The organism is Neisseria sp. HMSC061B04 (assembly GCF_001836705.1).
GTDB lineage: Bacteria > Pseudomonadota > Gammaproteobacteria > Burkholderiales > Neisseriaceae > Neisseria.
Map to the genome: position 1 here is coordinate 1 of NZ_KV830187.1, position 17,946 is coordinate 17,946.

Annotated in this window: 20 protein-coding genes; 12 read left to right on the plus strand and 8 right to left on the minus strand. The window is 49.3% G+C overall.

Annotated elements, in window-relative coordinates:
* Positions 1–132 precede the first annotated feature (132 nt).
* Positions 133–534: an RNA-binding S4 domain-containing protein gene (locus HMPREF2661_RS04430; RefSeq protein WP_049322760.1), complete on the minus strand. Its 402-nt coding sequence runs from the start codon at positions 532–534 to the stop codon at positions 133–135.
* A 203-nt stretch (positions 535–737) separates the two neighbouring features.
* On the opposite strand from HMPREF2661_RS04430, the gene HMPREF2661_RS04435 reads away from it, so the two are divergent.
* From HMPREF2661_RS04435 to HMPREF2661_RS04460, 6 genes are all read left to right on the plus strand, one after another.
* Positions 738–1,697 (plus strand): acetyl-CoA carboxylase carboxyltransferase subunit alpha, encoded by a 960-nt coding sequence (locus tag HMPREF2661_RS04435; RefSeq protein WP_049322761.1) that lies wholly within the window; start codon positions 738–740, stop codon positions 1,695–1,697.
* 88 nt (positions 1,698–1,785) lie between these two features.
* Positions 1,786–3,114: a tRNA lysidine(34) synthetase TilS gene (gene tilS, locus HMPREF2661_RS04440; protein ID WP_049322762.1), complete on the plus strand. Its 1,329-nt coding sequence runs from the start codon at positions 1,786–1,788 to the stop codon at positions 3,112–3,114.
* A 214-nt stretch (positions 3,115–3,328) separates the two neighbouring features.
* The gene (gene rpoE, locus HMPREF2661_RS04445; RefSeq protein ID WP_004519728.1) at positions 3,329–3,928 is read left to right on the plus strand and encodes an RNA polymerase sigma factor RpoE; all 600 of its coding nucleotides are present in this window, start codon (positions 3,329–3,331) and stop codon (positions 3,926–3,928) included.
* Positions 3,929–3,933: 5 nt separating this feature from the next.
* Positions 3,934–4,482 (plus strand): sigma-E factor negative regulatory protein, encoded by a 549-nt coding sequence (locus HMPREF2661_RS04450; RefSeq protein WP_003746920.1) that lies wholly within the window; start codon positions 3,934–3,936, stop codon positions 4,480–4,482.
* 118 nt (positions 4,483–4,600) lie between these two features.
* Positions 4,601–5,392 carry a TrmH family RNA methyltransferase gene (locus HMPREF2661_RS04455; RefSeq protein ID WP_049322767.1) on the plus strand — a complete coding sequence of 264 codons (792 nt, stop codon included), beginning with the start codon at positions 4,601–4,603 and terminating at the stop codon, positions 5,390–5,392.
* Between the two features lie 34 nt (positions 5,393–5,426).
* Entirely contained in the window at positions 5,427–6,086 is a 660-nt protein-coding gene (locus HMPREF2661_RS04460) for a YecA family protein (RefSeq protein WP_049322763.1), read from the plus strand.
* A gap of 60 nt (positions 6,087–6,146) precedes the next feature.
* Here HMPREF2661_RS04460 and HMPREF2661_RS04465 read toward each other — a convergent pair whose 3' ends face one another.
* The 4 genes from HMPREF2661_RS04465 to HMPREF2661_RS04480 form a co-directional block, all read right to left on the minus strand.
* Complete coding sequence (locus tag HMPREF2661_RS04465) at positions 6,147–6,635, minus strand: DUF456 domain-containing protein (protein WP_070822487.1); 489 nt, start codon at positions 6,633–6,635, stop codon at positions 6,147–6,149.
* Between the two features lie 143 nt (positions 6,636–6,778).
* Positions 6,779–8,014: an MFS transporter gene (locus HMPREF2661_RS04470; RefSeq protein WP_070822489.1), complete on the minus strand. Its 1,236-nt coding sequence runs from the start codon at positions 8,012–8,014 to the stop codon at positions 6,779–6,781.
* A gap of 100 nt (positions 8,015–8,114) precedes the next feature.
* Positions 8,115–8,513, minus strand: coding sequence for an extensin (locus tag HMPREF2661_RS04475; protein WP_070822491.1), 399 nt, complete (start codon positions 8,511–8,513; stop codon positions 8,115–8,117).
* 96 nt (positions 8,514–8,609) lie between these two features.
* Complete coding sequence (locus HMPREF2661_RS04480; protein ID WP_070822493.1) at positions 8,610–10,655, minus strand: TonB-dependent receptor; 2,046 nt, start codon at positions 10,653–10,655, stop codon at positions 8,610–8,612.
* 549 nt (positions 10,656–11,204) lie between these two features.
* Here HMPREF2661_RS04480 and HMPREF2661_RS04485 point away from each other — a divergent pair.
* Complete coding sequence (locus HMPREF2661_RS04485; protein WP_070822495.1) at positions 11,205–11,825, plus strand: TetR/AcrR family transcriptional regulator; 621 nt, start codon at positions 11,205–11,207, stop codon at positions 11,823–11,825.
* A 90-nt stretch (positions 11,826–11,915) separates the two neighbouring features.
* On the opposite strand, the gene ttcA is transcribed toward HMPREF2661_RS04485, so the two are convergent.
* Together ttcA and HMPREF2661_RS04495 are read right to left on the minus strand one after the other, a co-directional pair.
* Entirely contained in the window at positions 11,916–12,875 is a 960-nt protein-coding gene (ttcA, locus tag HMPREF2661_RS04490) for a tRNA 2-thiocytidine(32) synthetase TtcA (protein WP_070822501.1), read from the minus strand.
* A 128-nt stretch (positions 12,876–13,003) separates the two neighbouring features.
* Positions 13,004–13,357, minus strand: coding sequence for a RidA family protein (locus HMPREF2661_RS04495; protein ID WP_049349838.1), 354 nt, complete (start codon positions 13,355–13,357; stop codon positions 13,004–13,006).
* 98 nt (positions 13,358–13,455) lie between these two features.
* Between HMPREF2661_RS04495 and ybaK the strand changes: the two genes are divergently transcribed.
* From ybaK to hemB, 5 genes are all read left to right on the plus strand, one after another.
* On the plus strand, positions 13,456–13,941 hold the full coding sequence (gene ybaK / locus HMPREF2661_RS04500) for a Cys-tRNA(Pro) deacylase (RefSeq protein WP_070822497.1): 486 nt from the start codon (positions 13,456–13,458) through the stop codon (positions 13,939–13,941).
* Positions 13,942–13,956: 15 nt separating this feature from the next.
* Positions 13,957–14,589: a DnaJ domain-containing protein gene (locus HMPREF2661_RS04505; protein ID WP_049323179.1), complete on the plus strand. Its 633-nt coding sequence runs from the start codon at positions 13,957–13,959 to the stop codon at positions 14,587–14,589.
* 3 nt (positions 14,590–14,592) lie between these two features.
* Positions 14,593–15,465, plus strand: coding sequence for a DMT family transporter (locus HMPREF2661_RS04510; protein ID WP_049323180.1), 873 nt, complete (start codon positions 14,593–14,595; stop codon positions 15,463–15,465).
* A gap of 159 nt (positions 15,466–15,624) precedes the next feature.
* The gene (locus HMPREF2661_RS04515) at positions 15,625–16,335 is read left to right on the plus strand and encodes a DUF6973 domain-containing protein (RefSeq protein ID WP_036491232.1); all 711 of its coding nucleotides are present in this window, start codon (positions 15,625–15,627) and stop codon (positions 16,333–16,335) included.
* Between the two features lie 32 nt (positions 16,336–16,367).
* Positions 16,368–17,369, plus strand: a complete 1,002-nt coding sequence (hemB, locus tag HMPREF2661_RS04520; RefSeq protein ID WP_049323181.1) for a porphobilinogen synthase — start codon at positions 16,368–16,370, stop codon at positions 17,367–17,369.
* Positions 17,370–17,558: 189 nt separating this feature from the next.
* Here the strand turns inward: hemB and HMPREF2661_RS11665 are convergent.
* On the minus strand, positions 17,559–17,946 hold a 388-nt coding region (locus tag HMPREF2661_RS11665; protein ID WP_210400052.1), incomplete at its 5' end, for a hypothetical protein.

A 17,946-nucleotide genomic window follows, 5' to 3' on the forward strand; every position in this document is an offset into this window, starting at 1 on the left:
CCTAGCATAACTGCTAATCTACGTCAGCCCCATTTTAATTACCACAAATAAAAAACAGGCAGGATGTCCTGCCTGTTTTTGGTTTTCAGACGGCATGGATATAGGGCCGTCTGAAACAATGGATGAAACGCTTTACCAGCTATCGCGCTTCATGCGGTCAAGCTGGCGGCGGTCGCGTTTGGTCGGGCGTCCGTCCGGATAAGCGGCACTGATGCGGCTGGCCTGGTCGAGTTGTTTTTGAGCTTCGCGTTCGGCAGCCGTTTTCATGTCTTCTTCGTACAATAAACGCGCTTCCGGTGCCGGGCGGCGTTGATGATTGAGCGCGGCGACTTTGAATTTGTAGGGGAGGGAGTTCAAAGTCATGTCGATGGTGTCGCCGGTGGAAATATTTTTGCTGTTTTTCACCTTCGAGCCGTTTACCAAAACCCTGCCTAGCTCAATGTGTTTTTGTGCCAGCGCACGGGTCTTGAAAAAGCGCGCGGCCCACAGCCATTTGTCCAAGCGCATGGACGAATTGTCATGATCGTTTTTCATAGCCTGTTTGAAATGATTGAACTGAATTGAAGTTTATCATAAGATACGGCACTCCATGAGTTTAGTGCAGATATACTATTTCTTTGTTAAAGGCCGTCTGAAAGTTTTTTATTGCAAAAGATGGCAGTTTCCCTTTGAGAAATGCTGTCAAATACGTCTGATTAGCGTATCATGTCAGCAACCGTTACCGAGAGCTTCGTTTTATGAAACCCGTTTTTTTGGACTTTGAACAACCCATCGCCGAATTAACCAATAAAATCGACGAGTTGCGATTCGTACAAGATGAATCGGCCGTCGACATTTCCGACGAGATTGCCAGACTGCAAAAGAAAAGCAACGAGTTGACCAAGTCGATTTTCAGCAAGCTGACTCCGGCTCAAATTTCACAAGTGTCCCGCCATCCGCAACGTCCTTATACTTTGGACTATATCAACGGTATTTTTACCGATTTTGAAGAGTTGCACGGCGATCGTCATTATTCTGACGATCATGCCATTATCGGCGGTTTGGCACGTTTCAACGGTCAAAGCGTGATGGTCATTGGCCATCAGAAAGGCCGCGATACCAAAGAAAAAATCCGCCGCAATTTCGGTATGCCGCGTCCCGAAGGTTACCGTAAAGCGTTGCGCTTGATGCAGACTGCCGAGAAATTCAATATTCCGGTCATGACCTTTGTCGATACTCCGGGCGCGTATCCGGGCATTGGCGCGGAAGAACGCGGCCAGTCTGAAGCCATCGGCCGTAATTTGTACGAACTGACCCGCCTGCATGTACCGGTATTGTGCACCATCATTGGCGAAGGCGGTTCGGGCGGTGCGTTGGCAGTAGCTGTCGGTGACTACATCAATATGCTGCAATACTCGACCTATTCGGTGATTTCTCCCGAAGGTTGCGCCTCTATTCTTTGGAAAACTGCCGAAAAAGCAGCAGACGCCGCGCAAGCATTGGGGATTACCGCCAAACGCCTGCAAGAATTGGATCTCATCGATAAAGTCATTGACGAGCCGTTGGGCGGCGCACACCGTGATTACGAAACCACGATGAAAAACGTTAAAACCGTTTTGGAACAGCAATTAAGCGAAGCGCAAAGCATGACCATGCCTGATTTGCTTTCCCGCCGTTTCGACCGCATCATGGCTTACGGTAAATTTACCGATAAATAAGTTTGGCTGCTGAAAAAGCAAGCAGATGTCGCTGCTTGCTTTTTTTGTATTCTATTTTTGAGTCATTCATAATTTCAGGCCGTCTGAAATGTCGCAACTATCCCCTGATTCCCTATTTAAAAGTTTTCAAGCAGCTTTTCTTGATTTGCCGAGCCATACTGTTTTTGAAGTTGGTTTGAGCGGCGGATTGGATTCCGTTGTCCTGTTGCATCTTTTGCACCGGATGCGTGAATTTCGCCGTTTTGATTTGCGTGCCGTCCATGTTCATCATGGTTTAAGCACCAATGCCGACAGTTGGGCAAAATTTTGTCAGGATTATTGTCGGCGTTTGGATGTTGCCTTGAGGGTGTGCCGTGTCAATGTGGAAAAACAAGGAAAAGGTTTGGAAGCGGCGGCCAGGGCTGCCCGATATCAGGCATTTTCAGACGGCCTGAAGAAAATTATTGTTTTGGCCCACCATCGCAATGATCAAATCGAAACATTTATGCTGTCGGCCGTACGCGGCGGCGGATTGCGCGGTATGGCGGCCATGCCGGTATGGCGTGATTTAAATGAAGAGATCCAAATCTGGCGGCCGCTTTTGGCATTTTCCCGTCAGGAATTGGCAGGGTATGCGCAACAATGGGGGCTGTCTTTTGTCGAAGACGAAAGTAACGAAGACTCCGGCTATTTACGCAATTGGATGAGAAATCAGACCTTGCCGCAATGGCAGCAGCGGATTCCGAATTTTGAGCGGCAAATTTGTGCCAATATCCGATTATTGCAGGAAGATTTGCAGCTTTTAGATGAATTGGTTGAGTCTGAATATCAGCGCATCAGTCCGGACGGAATATTCAGTATCAGTCTGTGGCGGCAATGTACGCAACTCTTGCGCCGTCGGTTGCTTTGGTATTTTTTGCGAAAGCAAGCGGAATCATTGCCTTCTTATCACAGTATTGTCGATTTTACCCGAGTATTGGAAACCGCAGAACAGGCGCAGTTGAGTTTGCCAAACGGCGAATTGGTCGCCTATCAGGATCAGTTGTTTATTTGGCAAGAAAGTGAATTTCAACAGCTGCCTTGGTGTAATGGTTGGGAAGTTCGAGGCCGTCTGAAAGATATTTTGCTGGAAAACGGTTTTGTTTTATTACCGTTTAAAGGCGGTTTGCCGGAAGAGGAGTTGGAAAAGCCGGCTGTGCTTAGAACTGTATCCGAGGGCGACGTGATTCAGTCCGGTCAGAAGGAAAAATCAGTCGAAAAACTATTGCAGGAGTGTCATATCATGCCACTCGTGCGTAAATATTGGCCGATTATCATAAGTATGGGCAACAAGTGCCTTGCTGTTGCTAACCTTAGGGTTGGAAGCGATGTTCAAATAGAGCAAGGCTATCTGCCAGTTCATAGAAAGTTGGTCGAATATATGGCAAAAGTAAAGTAAATAACTCTAAATTTAGTAAGTATCAGTAATTTAACTACTTGTGCTAAGTGTAGGTATATTAAGCAATACAGCTTATATTAGAGTACCTACACGAATAAACTTTTGCCATTAAATGTAATCTTATGGAACTATTTCAAAGCAGTGTTGTCTTTATTGTGCACAGCACGCTTTACTATTTTTTGGTTTAAAGCAGTAAAACGATTAAAGGGTGAGTATGAACGATCGCCAAATAGATCAAGTTTTGGTGGAGCGCGCGCAGAAAGGTGACCATAAGGCATTCGAGATGCTGATGTCCAAATATCAGCGTCGGCTAAACAGACTGATTTCCCGTTTTATTCAGGATGAGCATGAAGTGCACGATGTAACCCAAGAGGCAATGATTAGGGCTTATCGTGCGCTGGTTAATTTTCGAGGTGAGAGTGCATTTTATACATGGCTGTACCGTATCGGTATCAATACGGCAAAGAATTTCCTGACTACTTCGGGTCGTCAGTTTTTTGTCAGTTCGGAAGCAGCCAATGAGGAAGGAGATGTTCTTGATTTAACTGATCAGATTGCGGATTACCATACGCCGGAAGCTGAGATGATGAATCGGGAAATCTTGCAGACCGTCGAAGCAAGCATTGCGCAACTGCCAGACGATATGCGTCAAGCCATTACGCTTAGGGAAATGGACGGCTTGTCTTACGAAGAAATAGCTCGGGTAGTGGATTGTCCGATAGGTACAGTACGTTCGCGTATTTTCAGAGCGCGTGAACTGATTGCAAAAGATTTGCGGCCGCTGTTGGATACTTCTGAAGATCAAAGGTGGTAATAAAAATGAACGATAAAACAAATAAAGCATTGGAGTATGTGTCCGCATTGATGGACGGTGAAGCATTGACTGATGAGATGCTGGATGCCGTATTGGCAGACGAGGAAGCATTGCGCGCTTGGCATGAGTACCACATTATCGGCGACTGTATCCGTCAGGGTGCGGCTGCGAAGGTGGCTGATGAAACCATGCAAAGCAAAGCATTTACAGTGCCTCAAGCTGAGATTGCCGGCAAGCAGAAAAAATATACTCATCGCGAAGCGGCCAATAACGGCTTCTTTAAATTTTTTGCGGCCGCTGCCAGCGTGTGTGCCATTGCTGTGACGGCATGGCAGTTTACGCCGCAAACTTCTCGTGACGCTATGCCGGTTGCCGAGAAGTCTAATGTTCAGCCTGCACAAGATATCATTCCGGTAAGCGGTACGCCTGACGATAAAGCGGCTTCCGAACCAGGTGAAACCGTTGTGCCGAATGCGGCGAAAGACGGCAAGATTGAAAACCGTCCGACTGTCCGTACCGAGCAGAAAAATGAGCAGCAGACTGTTGTGCAGTAAAAAATGAAATCATGCAAAACCCTTGCTTTATGGCAAGGGTTTTTATTTTTGCAGTAAAACCGTCAGGCCGTCTGAAAGCATAGCTTCAAAGAAGTCAAAAACAGTTATAATGCGCTCCATGAAACTGATTACCTCTGCTCAAAACGAACAGCTCAAACATTTATTCCGTCTTTTGACGCAGGCCAAAACAAGGCGCGAAAGCGGTGAAACCGTATTGGAAGGCGTACATCTGCTGCAAACTTATTTGCAAAGCGGCGGTACGCCCAAACAGGTTTACCTGCCTGAAAAGAAACAGCAACATCCTGAAATTCAAGAAATTACGGCGCAGTTGGACGAGGGATTGATTACTTGGGTTGGTAACGAAGCGCTGTCTAAAATCACCAGTCTGACCGATGCCGATGATGTGATGACTTGGATTGATATTCCGAAACAGGCAGGCTTGCCTTCAGACGGCGATTGCGTGGTATTAGAGCGGGTACAAGACCCCGGCAATGCAGGCACAATTTTGCGCAGCGCGGCGGCGGCCGGAGTCAAGCAAATCGTGTGCAGCAATGATTCCGTGGATATCTGGTCGCCCAAAGTGTTGCGGGCGGGGATGGGTGCGCATTTTTTGCTGTCTATTTTCAGCCGGGTGGAATTATCCGCTTGGATGGAAACGTATCAGCATCCAATTTGGGCAACAGCTTTGGGCGGCCGCAATATCGGGTTGTATGAGATGAACCTCAGTCAACCCTGCGCTTGGGTGTTTGGCAACGAAGGCAGCGGCGTGAGTGAACGAATAAAAGAGAAGGCTGAAGCCTGTGTCAAAATCCCCATGTTGGGGCAAACCGAATCCTTGAATGTCGCGATGGCGGCAACAGTTTGTCTGTTTGAACAAATGCGGCAGCGTATCCATGCCCAGGTCGTCTGAAAACCATAATATGATTTTATTTTAAGGAACGAAAATGCAAATACTGACTTTTGATGAAGCGGCACGCAGCCGATTGATGGAATTGCTGGATGCCAAATCCGAAGCACACAACACTATGCGTTGTGATGAAGTTCAAGGTTTTATGATGGCTTTATTGAGCGGTCCGGATGCTTTGAATCCGACCAACTGGCTGCCTGAAATTTTGGGTGAAGAATCTTTGTTTGATGCCAAAGAGCGTACCGAAATCGAGCGTTTGGTGATGGCAATGGCCGCCGATATGCGCATGAAGCTCAATGAGAAAATCCTGCCGGATTTGTGGTTTTATGAAGACGAAGCCGGTAATCCGGATTTCTACACATGGTGTAACGCCTATCTTTATGCACTGGATATTGTGCCTACCGATTGGTTTGAAGCAGTCGATCAGGAAGAGTTTGAAGATTTGTTCTATCCGATTATGGCTTTGGGCGGTATTTATGACGATGAGGAAAACGGCGAAGTCATCTTGCATCTGAATGAAAAAGAGCTGACCCAGCTGGAATCTGATTTGCCGCATGTCCTGTTGGATATTTACTGGTACTGGCAGGCCATCATCAATAAACCGCAAACCGTCCGCCGCGAAGGCGAAAAAGTGGGTCGCAACGATCCTTGTCCGTGTGGCAGTGGTAGAAAATACAAAGCTTGCTGCGGCAAATAAACAATGAAATGAAAAGGCCGTCTGAATGCTTGAAATTCAGACGGCCTTTAATGTTTTGTCTTAGAACAACGAGGCCAACCAAACAAACAGGATGGTCATTGCAATGGTCAAGGCGCAGCCGATTTTGGCCACGGTACCGATGATAAAACCGATAAACGTACCGATACCGACTTTACCTGCCTGCCAAGTGTCTTTGCGTGCGATAAATTCGCCGATGGCCGCACCTGCCAACGGGCCGAGCAACAGACCGGGAATAGAGAAGAATGCGCCGACGATGCCGCCGATAAACGCGCTCCAAACCGCAGTTTTACTTGCGCCGGTATATTTTGCACCCAATGCCCCTGCCACATAGTCCATCGCAGTACCAAATACGGCAACGATGGCCAAAAAGGTCAGCGTGCCCGAGCCAAACACTTGATAATCGCCGGCATAACCCAACAACCATGCGCCACCAAACATCAAACCCAATCCAGGCAGGGCGGGATAAATAGTGCCTAAGATGCCGACAACAATAGCAATCAAGCCGAGAACGATGAGAACAGCAGTCATGAGGTTCCTTTTGAATGTAAGAGTGTAATAACGGCAGTATTATGGGCACGTTTTGTTATATTTTCATGAGAGATTGTGCAATAAAATGAAAAATTATCCGGAGGCGCGCTCAATTAAAATCGATGGATAAATATCTAAGCGAATTATTGTGCATCACGATCCGAATAATTGAATAAATTTCTATTCAAATATAAAAGCAGGCCTACCAATACGGCCAAGTACACTGCAACCCAATACGCATCTGTATAACCAATAGCCTTTGCCAGCCGCAGGGCAGCGAAACCGGCCACGTAACTGCCGAGCAGGACGACGGAAAATTGCAGGCTGCTGTCGAGTGCGGCGGTGGCGCGGTCGGACTTGTCCATCACCAACGCTAGTATCACCGGCAGCAGCAGCGTGTAGCTCAGGCTCAGGGCGATGATTTGAGCGGGCGGCAGCCAAGGGTGGACGCGGGCGAGCGCGTCGATAGCGTTCATAGATGCCAAAAGCGGCAGTTGCAGCGCGTAGAGCAGGAACACGAGTTTGCGGCGCGGATAATTGCGCGAAAACCAGCCCGACAGCGGCGTCACAATCAGGCAGGCAACAGGAATACCTACCGCCAGAATCCCGCCCGTCTGTTTCGGAGTAAAGCCCAAATCCGCCAGTTTGGGTACAAAAGTTGCCGCCATAAACGCATACGGTGCGGCAACGGCAAACAGCAAAACCAGCCACCGCCAGCCCGTTTCAGGTTGCTGCCAAAAAGAAACCAGCCGCGCCGCCAACGCCGTCCAACTGCCTTGCGCGGTCGGGCTTTCCGGCTCGCGGTAGTACAAGAGTTGCAGCAGCATCAGCAGGCTGAACGCCAGCATAAAGCCGGCCGCCGCCGTCTGTCCGTATTCCTGATACAGCCACAACACCAGCGCGCCGCCGATCATCTTGCCGCCGCGCGCCGCCATCGTTTGAATCACGCCGCCGAAACCGCGTTCGCGGTGAGGCAGGACAATACACGACAAACCCAGCATCGCGCAGCCGTACACTGCCGACATGGCCGAGAGCAAAACGCAGCAGGCCAGAAGTAGCGGGAAGTTCTGCGTGATGTCGGTGCAGGCCATCAGCCCGAACACTGCCGAAAGCCCTAGCGTCGCCGCCAGCAGCCAGCCGCGAAACCGCCCGAACCGCCCCGCCGGCCGCCGTTCCATTAGCGCGGCAAACAACATCTTCGCCGCTTCGATACTGCCGATTAAATGAATCCAGCTTAGTTGGTTCAGGCTGTAACCGTGGTTTTTCAAAATGGCGACCAGCGCGACCAGGTAAAAACCGGTTAGCGTGAATTTGTAGGTGCTGCCGCCGATAAGCATCAGCCAGTCGCGTGAGTTTGGGGAAATCTGATTGTCGGACATCACATGATTCTTTTGAAGATGAGGCGAATAAAGGGACAAGGCCGTCTGAACATATTGGGTGGCAATACTTGATTTGTATTTAAATAGGTTTAGTATCTTTTCAGACGGCCTTCAATGCTTCTTCTGCGCGAAGCAGGGCGGTTGTTTCATCTGCTTCGACGATGTAGTTCACGCCCAATGCAGGGCCGAGTTTGGAGGATTGTTCGCGGAAGAACGCCAGTTGCGCCGCGTCGGGTTCGATAAGGAGCATGGCGGCGCAGCGTTCGGACAGTTGCGGCCGGTGTGCCTTTATCCATTCGATGTAGGTTTTGCGGTCGGCAATGCGCTGTTCGTCGCTCACCTGCCGCCGCATCGGGGTGCAGACGGTGGCGAAGCGGGGGTTTTGGTTTAACAGGGTTTCGAATTCGGACAGCCAGTCGGCAAAGTCGGCGACGTGGGTCAGGTCGGTCAGGTAGATGATGCCTTCGGGCAGGGTTTTGGCGGGGGTGAAGTAGTGCATGGGATTCCTTTGGGTGTTTTGGAGGAATAAACAGTAGGTCGGGCATAAATGTCCGACCTATGTTTTTTCAGACGGCCTCGATTATTTCAGTTTCATTTAAAACTTCCATTCCGCGCTCACGCCTACGCTTCTGGGGCGTTGGTAGAGTGCGTCTTGGCGGTCGGCGCTGGAAATGAATATGGGGCGGCGGCGGTTGAACACGTTGTCGGCGTAGAGCGAGACGCGGCCTTGTTTGAAGTTGTAGGCGGTGTAGAGGTTAACTTGGTTGTATGCGCCGATTTTGCCTGATTCGGCATTGTCGGCGGCGGAGTAGTAGCCACCGTAGAAGCGCACGTCACCGCCGGCTTCCCAACCTTTGTCGTTCAGGTATTTCACGCCGATGTTGGCGGTGTATTTGGGCGCACGGCCGAGTTTGTTGCCTTCGATGCCGCTGTTGGGATAGCTTTTGATTTTGGTGTTGAGCAGTCCCAGTCCGGTGGTGAGTTTCAGGCTGTCAGTCGCCTGCCAGTCGGCGGCGAGTTCCGCGCCGTAGGTGTGGACTTTTTTGGCGTTGCGGATGACGACGGAGTTGGTGCCGAGATAGAAGGGGAGCTGCATGTCGCGGTAGTGGTTCAGGAACAGGTTGCCGGAGAGTTGCAGGCGGCGGTCTGCGCTGCGCCAGCGGGTGTACCACTCGTAGTTGTTCACATATTCGGGTTCATAAGTGTAGGTTACGACGGGGCGGCCGAAGGTGATGCCCGCGCCGCCGGGGTTGTAGCCGCGCGCGGCTTTGATGCCGCTGACCCATTGGTCGGTGGGTTTGAAGGCGATGTCGATTTTGGGCAGGAACACGGTCTGGCCTTTGTCTAAATCGAGGTGCAGTGCGCCGCTGCCGCCGCTTCGTTTGTGCGTTTCTTTTTCAAGGCGGGCGGCGGCCGTGATGTCCCATTTTTCGCTGGGGCTGTATGTGGTTTCGGCAAACAGGGCGCGTACGCTATTGTGGTCGTCAAAGGTGTTGCGGCCGCCGACGTTGCTGATATCTACCCATTCGTCTTGTTTGCTGCGGAAGTAGTGCAGTCCGGCAAGGCCTTTCAGACGGCCTTTGTTTGAAAAATGCAATACCGGTTCCCATTGCAATTCGCGGCCTTTGAGTTCGGCGGGCACGCCTTGCGGGTTGACGGTCATCGGCAGGTGCAGCCGCTCGTTGTGGTAGCGGCCGTAAACCAGTTTGTTTTCCAGTTTCAGATAGTCGTTAAGCTGCCACGATACGTCCCAGATGCCCGATGTCGAGCCGGTTACGAACACGGGCTTTTCTTTTATAAAACGGCGGCTGGCGGTGTTGCCCATGATTTCGTTTTGCGGCGTGCGCGAACGGATGTGGTTCAGCGTCAGGCGGCTGTAAAAATCGGGATGGTTTTCGGGCGTGAGCAGGAGTTTGAAGCGCACGTTGGTGTTTTCCACACGGCGCGGGTTGCCGGTCGGCTCGTAGGACACGAACGGCTCGTAGCTTTCGCGCTGCTGCCGCTCCGCGCTCAGGCGGAAGGCAAGGTTATTTTTCACAATCGGGCCGGACACTACGCCGGCAACATTACGCGTTTTTTGGTTGCCCAAACCCAAGCGCAGCGCGCCTTCCCATTCGTCGGTCGGGTCTTTGGAACGCATCACCACCGCGCCCGCCACCGCGTTCTGCCCGCGCACATGGCTTTGCGGCCCGCGCAAGACTTCCACCTGCTGCATGTCCCACAGCGACTGCGTGCCGAAGGCGTATTCGTTGTAAGTGGCGGAGCGACCGTCTATGGATAGGTTCAGGCGCGGCCGCGTGCCCGCAAAAAATGCGACCGCACCGACGGCGGGGCCAGAGCCATCCACGCCGCGCACGGTCGGCAAATCGTTGCCGCTGCCTAAGTCCACCGTGTTCACGGTCTGTTTGAGCAGGTCGGTGGCGGAAAGATTGTGGCCGCTGCGGTCGATGTTTGGTGTGGTGAAGACGCGGTTGGATGTGGCGGTTTCAAAGCCGCTGCGGTTGGCACGTTCGCCGGTGACGACGACTTCTTCCAACTGCACCTGTTCCGCGTCTTGCGCCGCATCGGCGGCATAAATCCATTCGGAGGCAAAGGCGGCGGCAAGCAGTAGCGGCAGGCGACGGAGGGTGTGTTTCTGCATTTCTTATCCTTTCAGACGGCATACGTCGGGGCGGATTGAATATCAGGCAATCAATTTCTCCGTCAGTATGCAAATATTTGTGTTTACACATTTACATAAAACAAACTATTAATGTAAAGTATAAGAAATTAGAAACAGGAATGCAAGTGTTTATCATTCACTTTATTTCCCCTCTTATCTTGTGAATCGTCCAAAAAAATCCCTCTCCTATTTGGGGGAGAGGTTGGAGGAGGGAGATTCTGTAATCTTCATGAATTTGGCCTGCCAAGCATCCGATAGCCCTCATCCGTAGGGTGGAGCGGAGGGACAAGGAAAGAGGCCGTCTGAAACGCCACCATATTGCCATTGCCGCCGTGGGGAAATATAGTGGATTAACAAAAATCAGGACAAGGCGACGAAGCCGCAGACAGTACAGATAGTACGGAACCGATTCACTTGGTGCTTCAGCACCTTAGAGAATCGTTCTCTTTGAGCTAAGGCGAGGCAACGCCGTACTGGTTTAAAGTTAATCCACTATTATGATGAGTATCCGATTTGCGGATAACTTTAGTGAAAACCCTTTATAAACAAAATCAAAACCTTCCTACCGTCATGACTGCCAGCAAACAACAAACCATCATCGACACCGCCCGCCGCCTGTTCCGCGAACACGGCTTTTCCGCCGTATCCGTAGGCAGCATCTGCGCCGAGGCCGCCGTCAGCCGCGTCACTTTCTACAAATATTACAGCGGTAAAAACGCGCTCTTGCAGGAAATTGTTACCGAGCAGAAAAACCGCGTCCGTGCCGAATTTGAAAACCTGCTTGCACGGCAATGCAGCCTGCGCGAAGCCGCCGAGGCTGTGTTTGCCCTGCAAAAACAATCGTTTGAAGAACTTTATTCCGCCGCCTTCCTGCGCGACATTGAAGAGAACACCGATTTGGAGCTGGAGCGGTTTTTCCACGAATTGAATGAAGAAAAATACGCCTTTATGCGCGGATTCTTCCACACCCTGCAACAACGCCGCCTGATTCAGCCCGATTTGCCGGTGGAACTCATCGACCTGTTCATCCGTCAGGCGGATATATTGATGCGCCATCCGCAACTGGCCGCGCTTTATGCCGCCGCGCCGCAAAAGTTGCCGCAAGACGTATTGGGATTGCTGCTGCACGGTTTGTCAGGGAAAGAATAGATAAAAAAGAATAGAAAAATTTTAAATATGAATATTCAGACGGCCTTTCGGTAGCTATTTACCGAAAGGCCGTCTGAATATTAAATGGAATTATAAACCGCAGGTTTTAGGTTTGTTTGCCAGAATATTGATGACTTTGCGTTCGGCTTTTTGCGGCTCGATTTTGATTTCGCTTTCGTCTTCTTCGCTGCCGTCGGAGAAACGTTCCGGCATTTTTTCGCTGTCAAACGCTAAGTCGCCACCATGTTTCAGGTTTTGACCGCGTTCCAAGCCGACAAAGTCGAAGAGTTCGGTATCGACTAAATGTGATGGAACGACGTTTTGCAGGGCGGAGAACATGGACTCGATACGGCCGGGGAAGCGTTTGTCCCAATCGCGCAGCATGTCGCCGATGACTTGGCGTTGCAGGTTGGGCTGGGAGCCGCAGAGGTTGCATGGGATAATTGGGAATTGCTTCAGCTCGGCGTATTTGATCAAGTCCTTCTCTTTGACATACGCCAGAGGACGGATGACGATATGTTCGCCGTTGTCGCTCACCAGTTTGGGCGGCATGGCTTTGAGTTTGCCGCCGTAAAACATATTCAGGAACATGGTGGCAAGAATGTCGTCGCGGTGGTGTCCCAAGGCGATTTTGGTGCAGCCCAATTCTTTTGCGGTGCGGTAGAGAATGCCGCGGCGCAGGCGGCTGCACAGCGAACAAGTCGTTTTGCCTTCGTCCAACACGCGTTTGACGGTGGAGTAGGTGTCTTCTTCAACGATTTTGTAGGGGACGCCGATGCTTTCGAGATAGGTCGGCAATACCTCTTCAGGGAAGCCCGGCTGTTTTTGGTCGAGATTAACGGCGACCAGTTCAAAATCAATCGGCGCGCTGGCTTGAAGCTGGCGCAGGATGTCTAAAAGGGCGTAGCTGTCTTTACCGCCTGAGAGGCAGACCATGATTTTGTCGCCCGGCTCAATCATATTGAAATCGTTAATGGCATCGCCGACGGCGTGGCGCAGGCGTTTGCTGAGTTTGTTGTTTTCTAATTCTTGCTTGGTTTTTTTGGACATGGCTGTTTGTGCTTTGAAATAATAGAAAAATTTAAGGGCGGTATTGTACCGCAAAAGAATAAAGGCCGTCTGAAAAACTGCGCTTGCTTGGTTGAAGCTGCGTTTTCAGACGGCCTGATATTTGTGCTTTATTTGATTTGAAGGGCGGTAATTTTGATTTCAACCTTCCAGTCGGGCGAAGCCAGTTTCGCCTCCACACAGGCGCGGGCCGGAGCGCGTTCAGGGGCTGTCCATGCGTCCCAGGCTTCGTTCATGGCGGCGTAGTCGTTCATATCGGGCAGATAGATGGTGGCTTCTAAAATGTGGGCTTTGTCGGATTGGCATTGGGCGAGCCATGAATCGATTTGCGCCAAAACATTTTCAGTTTGCGCTTTGGCGTCGGCTTCAGGATTTTCGGGAACCATGCCGGAGAGGAAAACCAAGCCGTTGGCTACGACGGCTTCCGAATAGCGTTTGCTTGTGCCAAGATAGCGGATGTCCATGTTGTCTCCTGATTTCAAAAAGAAGGTATGGTAACATTGCGACTGTTTACGTTCCACATTTAAGAGGGGCCGTCTGAAAAGGATGGCGGAAAGCAACCATGAGTAAAGTAGAATATCCGGTTACGCAGGCGGTGCGCTTTTTACGCAGTAAAAAAATCGATTTTATCCCTTATGTTTACGCGTATGAAGAACACGGCGGTACGGCGCGTTTTGCCGAATGTACGGGCAAGCCCGAGCATCAAGTCATCAAAACAATCGTCCTGCAGGATGAACACAAAAAAGGCTTGGTTGTGTTAATGCACGGCGACAAACATATTTCCACCCGCAATCTGGCACGCGAACTGGGCTTGAAACACATCGAGCCGGCAACGGCGGATCAGGCGGCGAAATGGACGGGCTATTTGGTCGGCGGGACATCGCCGTTCGGTATGAAAACCGCGTTGCCGGTTTATGTGGAAGAAAGCATTTGGGCTTTGGACGAGATTTTTATCAATGGCGGCAAACGCGGTTTTATCGTGGGCATGAAGCCTGAAAACCTGCGTACGCTCAATCCGCAAGATGTTCATGTTGCAGTGGATGCATAAAGGATAGGAATAAAGATGGAACAATTAAATTTATACGAAATCTTGGGTGTGTCTCAGGATGCGGATATTAACGTTATCCGCGAGGCTTACGGCAAATTGGTTGCCAATCCGGATATTCAGAAAGATGCGGAGCGTTTCAAAGCCATCGGACAGGCGTTTGAAGTATTGTCTCATCCGGAAAAACGTCTGGCTTATGATGCGGCGATGCAGTACGAGCCTCAGGAAGTCCAAGACAACGGCTTCAATAATACGGTGGTCAATCATACGGAAAATCATAATACAGGGAACAATAATACGGAGGCCAATATGGTCAATACGTCTAATTCTGAAGTGAAAAACTATGTTTTTATCGCCTATATTACCTATGCGTTGGGCCTGTTTATCTGGTTTGCGCCTGTTGTCGGTGTGATTTTGGCATATGTCAAACGCGATGAGGCGCAAGGCAGTATTTATGCCAGCCATATTGACTATTTGACCAAGACATTTTGGGTATCGTTGGTGGGTATGCTTTTCGGGATGTTGACCATACTTATCTTAATCGGTTGGCTGATTTTGGTGGCAACCGGTATTTGGCTCATTTATCGCGTAGTCGTCGGACTGATTAAACTGAATGAAGATAAGCCTGTTCCTACTCAAGGATGGTTCTAAAGCATGGCATATTTATTGGCAAGTATCGTTTGCAGCGTGTTGGTTTCCGTATTGCTGAAAGTGGCGCGTAAGCAAAAAATCAATATTGAGCAGGCGGTAGCGGTGAACTATATCGTTGCCGTCACTTTGACCATGCTGGTGTTAAAACCCGATTTGAGTAATCCGCAGGTGTTTTTACCGACTTGGTGGCTCTTTGCGGCTTTGGGTATCTTGTTGCCAAGCGTGTTTGTCATTATGGGCAAATCCGTCGATGCGGCAGGTATCGTTAAATCGGACGCGGCACAACGCTTATCGCTGTTTTTGCCCATTATCGCTTCATTCACGCTTTTTCATGAACAACTGACCGAAGGCCGTCTGATTGGTTTGGTATTGGCATTTACGGCATTGTTTTTCTTGCTTTGGAAAAGCGATGGCGGTAAGAAATCCGGCGGTCTCAGCACGCAAGTGATGCTGCTTTTGGGTGTTTGGTGCGGCTATGGCGTCATTGATATTTTGTTCAAACAAGTGGCAAAGAGCGGTACCGCGTTTGCCGGCAATTTGCTGGTGGCATTTTGTTTGGCCGGTATCTTGATGTTTGGCTACCTGTTTGCCAAAGGAAGCAAATGGACCAAAGAGGGTATAGTGGGCGGCATGATTTTAGGCTGCCTGAACTTTTTAAATATTGTTACCTATATCTCGGCACACCAAATCATGAAGGATAATCCGACCTTGGTGTTTGCCGGTATGAACATCGGCGTGATTGTTTTGGGTACGCTGATTGGTGCGGCAATGTTTAAAGAAAAAATCAGCAGCATTAATGCAGCCGGTATCAGTATTGCTATTTGCTCGATAGCCTGTTTGTTTTATTGGCCGCAAATTCGAAGCTTGGTGGGTTAAAAATACTTATGCCGTCTGAAAATTTTCAGACGGCCTTATTTTTATTATAAAATAGCCATTCATGCGCCGATTTGGCCGTATGGGAATTATTTTGCTCTTACGGGCGTTTCTATGTTAAACAATCAGTTGAACTCACACAATAATATCGATAGTTACATCATGAAACATATTAAAAAACACATTCAATGCGCCGTTCTCGGCATGCTGGTATTGTCCGGTTGCCAATCGTATCAGGAAGATCAAAGCCGCCGCAGTAAAATGGCACAATTTGCGCTTAACCATCCCGTGGCCGCCCAAGTCATCGGGATGGAGGACGAGGGCTTAATCAATATGACCAGTAATGCCACACGCTTTGCCGAGCGTACAGGTTTGGATGACAAAGCAAACGGCGACAGCAGGGGAACACAGGTTAATGCCGTACGCCAAGCATTATGGCAGGCGGCGATTGCTTCTAAATTCGACAGCATTATTGCTGAAAAAGCAGGTAATGCGCGCCTGACGGATATGGAGTTGCGAGAAGGTAAAGACGACTACTTCAGCCGTTACCTTGCCGACCAGGCAGTCGATCAACGTAACAACCGTATCGGCCGCAGTATCGGCAGTGCCAAACCCGACAGCGATATGAAGACGCTTGCGGCAAGCATTTTGTTCTACTACAACAAAGTAGGCTTGTGGACGGCTTCCGAAGTGAAAAACCGTTGGCACATCAAACAGGAAAAACTTTCAGACGGCCAATATGCCGAAGCATTGAAAAATATCGCCAAATTGGATCAAAACGGTATGACCGAGCAGGAACGTAATAGTTATAAAACCGGTACGCTCAGCGAAATCAAACGTTCGGTCAAAGCCATACGTCAAGTCGAAGACTGATTTTAAGACTTCATTATTGAAAGGCAATTGTTATGAATTTCCCTCCGCGTTATGTCTCAAACACCCGTATGCGCCGTATGCGTAAAGACGATTTTTCACGCCGTCTGATGCGCGAGCATACTTTGACGGCAGATGATTTAATCTATCCGGTTTTTGTATTGGAAGGTCAGAATCAGGAAGAGGCAGTGCCGTCTATGCCCGGCGTCAAACGCCAAAGTTTGGATAAATTGTTGTTTACCGCTGAAGAAGCACTGAATCTCGGTATTCCTATGCTGGCTTTGTTTCCCGTGGTAACGCAAAACAAAACCGAATTTGCGGAGGAGGCTTATAACCCGGAAGGCTTGGTACCGACAGTAGTGCGAACCCTGCGCGAGAAATTCCCAGAGCTGGGGATTATGACCGACGTTGCCTTGGACCCCTATACCATTCACGGCCAAGACGGTTTAACCGATGAAAATGGCTATGTCCTCAACGATGAAACCATTGAAGTTTTGGTAAAACAGGCTTTGTGTCATGCCGATGCAGGTGCACAAGTCGTCGCCCCATCAGACATGATGGACGGACGTATTCTTGCCATCCGCGAAGCCTTAGAAGATGCCGGACACATCCATACACGCATTATGGCGTATTCGGCAAAATATGCTTCAGCATTCTACGGCCCGTTTCGTGATGCTGTCGGCAGCTCCGGCAATTTGGGTAAGGCAGACAAGAAAACCTACCAAATGGACCCTGCAAACACTAACGAAGCCTTGCACGAAGTAGCATTGGATATTCAAGAGGGCGCAGATATGGTCATGGTAAAACCGGGTCTGCCGTATTTGGATGTCGTCCACCGAGTTAAAGATGAGTTCGGCGTACCGACTTATGCTTACCAAGTTTCCGGCGAATATGCCATGCTTCAGGCTGCCATTCAAAACGGCTGGTTGGATGGTGAAAAAACTATTTTGGAAAGCCTGTTGGCATTCAAACGCGCCGGCGCCGATGGTATTTTGACTTACTATGCGATTGAAGCGGCAAAATTGTTGAAGAAGTAAAATAAAGAAGTAAATTAAAAAGCGGCAAACAGTATTTATCCTGTTTTGCCGCTTTTTTGTATTACTTAAGATTGGCTCAATCATTATATTTCAGACGGCCTTGATACGGACATATAGTTATTAATAGAGTTTATTAAGATTTAAGCTACTGAATTTCAATTTATGCAATTTGAAATTTATGGTTTATTTTTAATAATATCGTCTGGTGCCTAAGGCTTCCAATACGTTTTCAAGCAACGGCATGGTAACGAACGACAGTATTAATGAGGATACGATACTTATCAGAATAATCTTATTTAAAAATTGAGCATATTGAGTTTTTGAAAAAGCCAAAGCCACAGCAATAATGAAATACAGTAATGTCATGAAAGGTGGGAGTGCCAAGTAGTAAAAAGCAGCACCGCATATCACGCCGGATAGGACGATTTTGCTTAATTTGGACAGTTTCTCAAACTCAAGAGGCACGATAACTAGTGAAAGCACAAATGGTTTAAAAAATAGATAATTCATTTGTGTAAATAGTGGATCAAATGCCCAATATTCTTTTAGGGGCTGACGTAGATTAGCCCTAAATTCC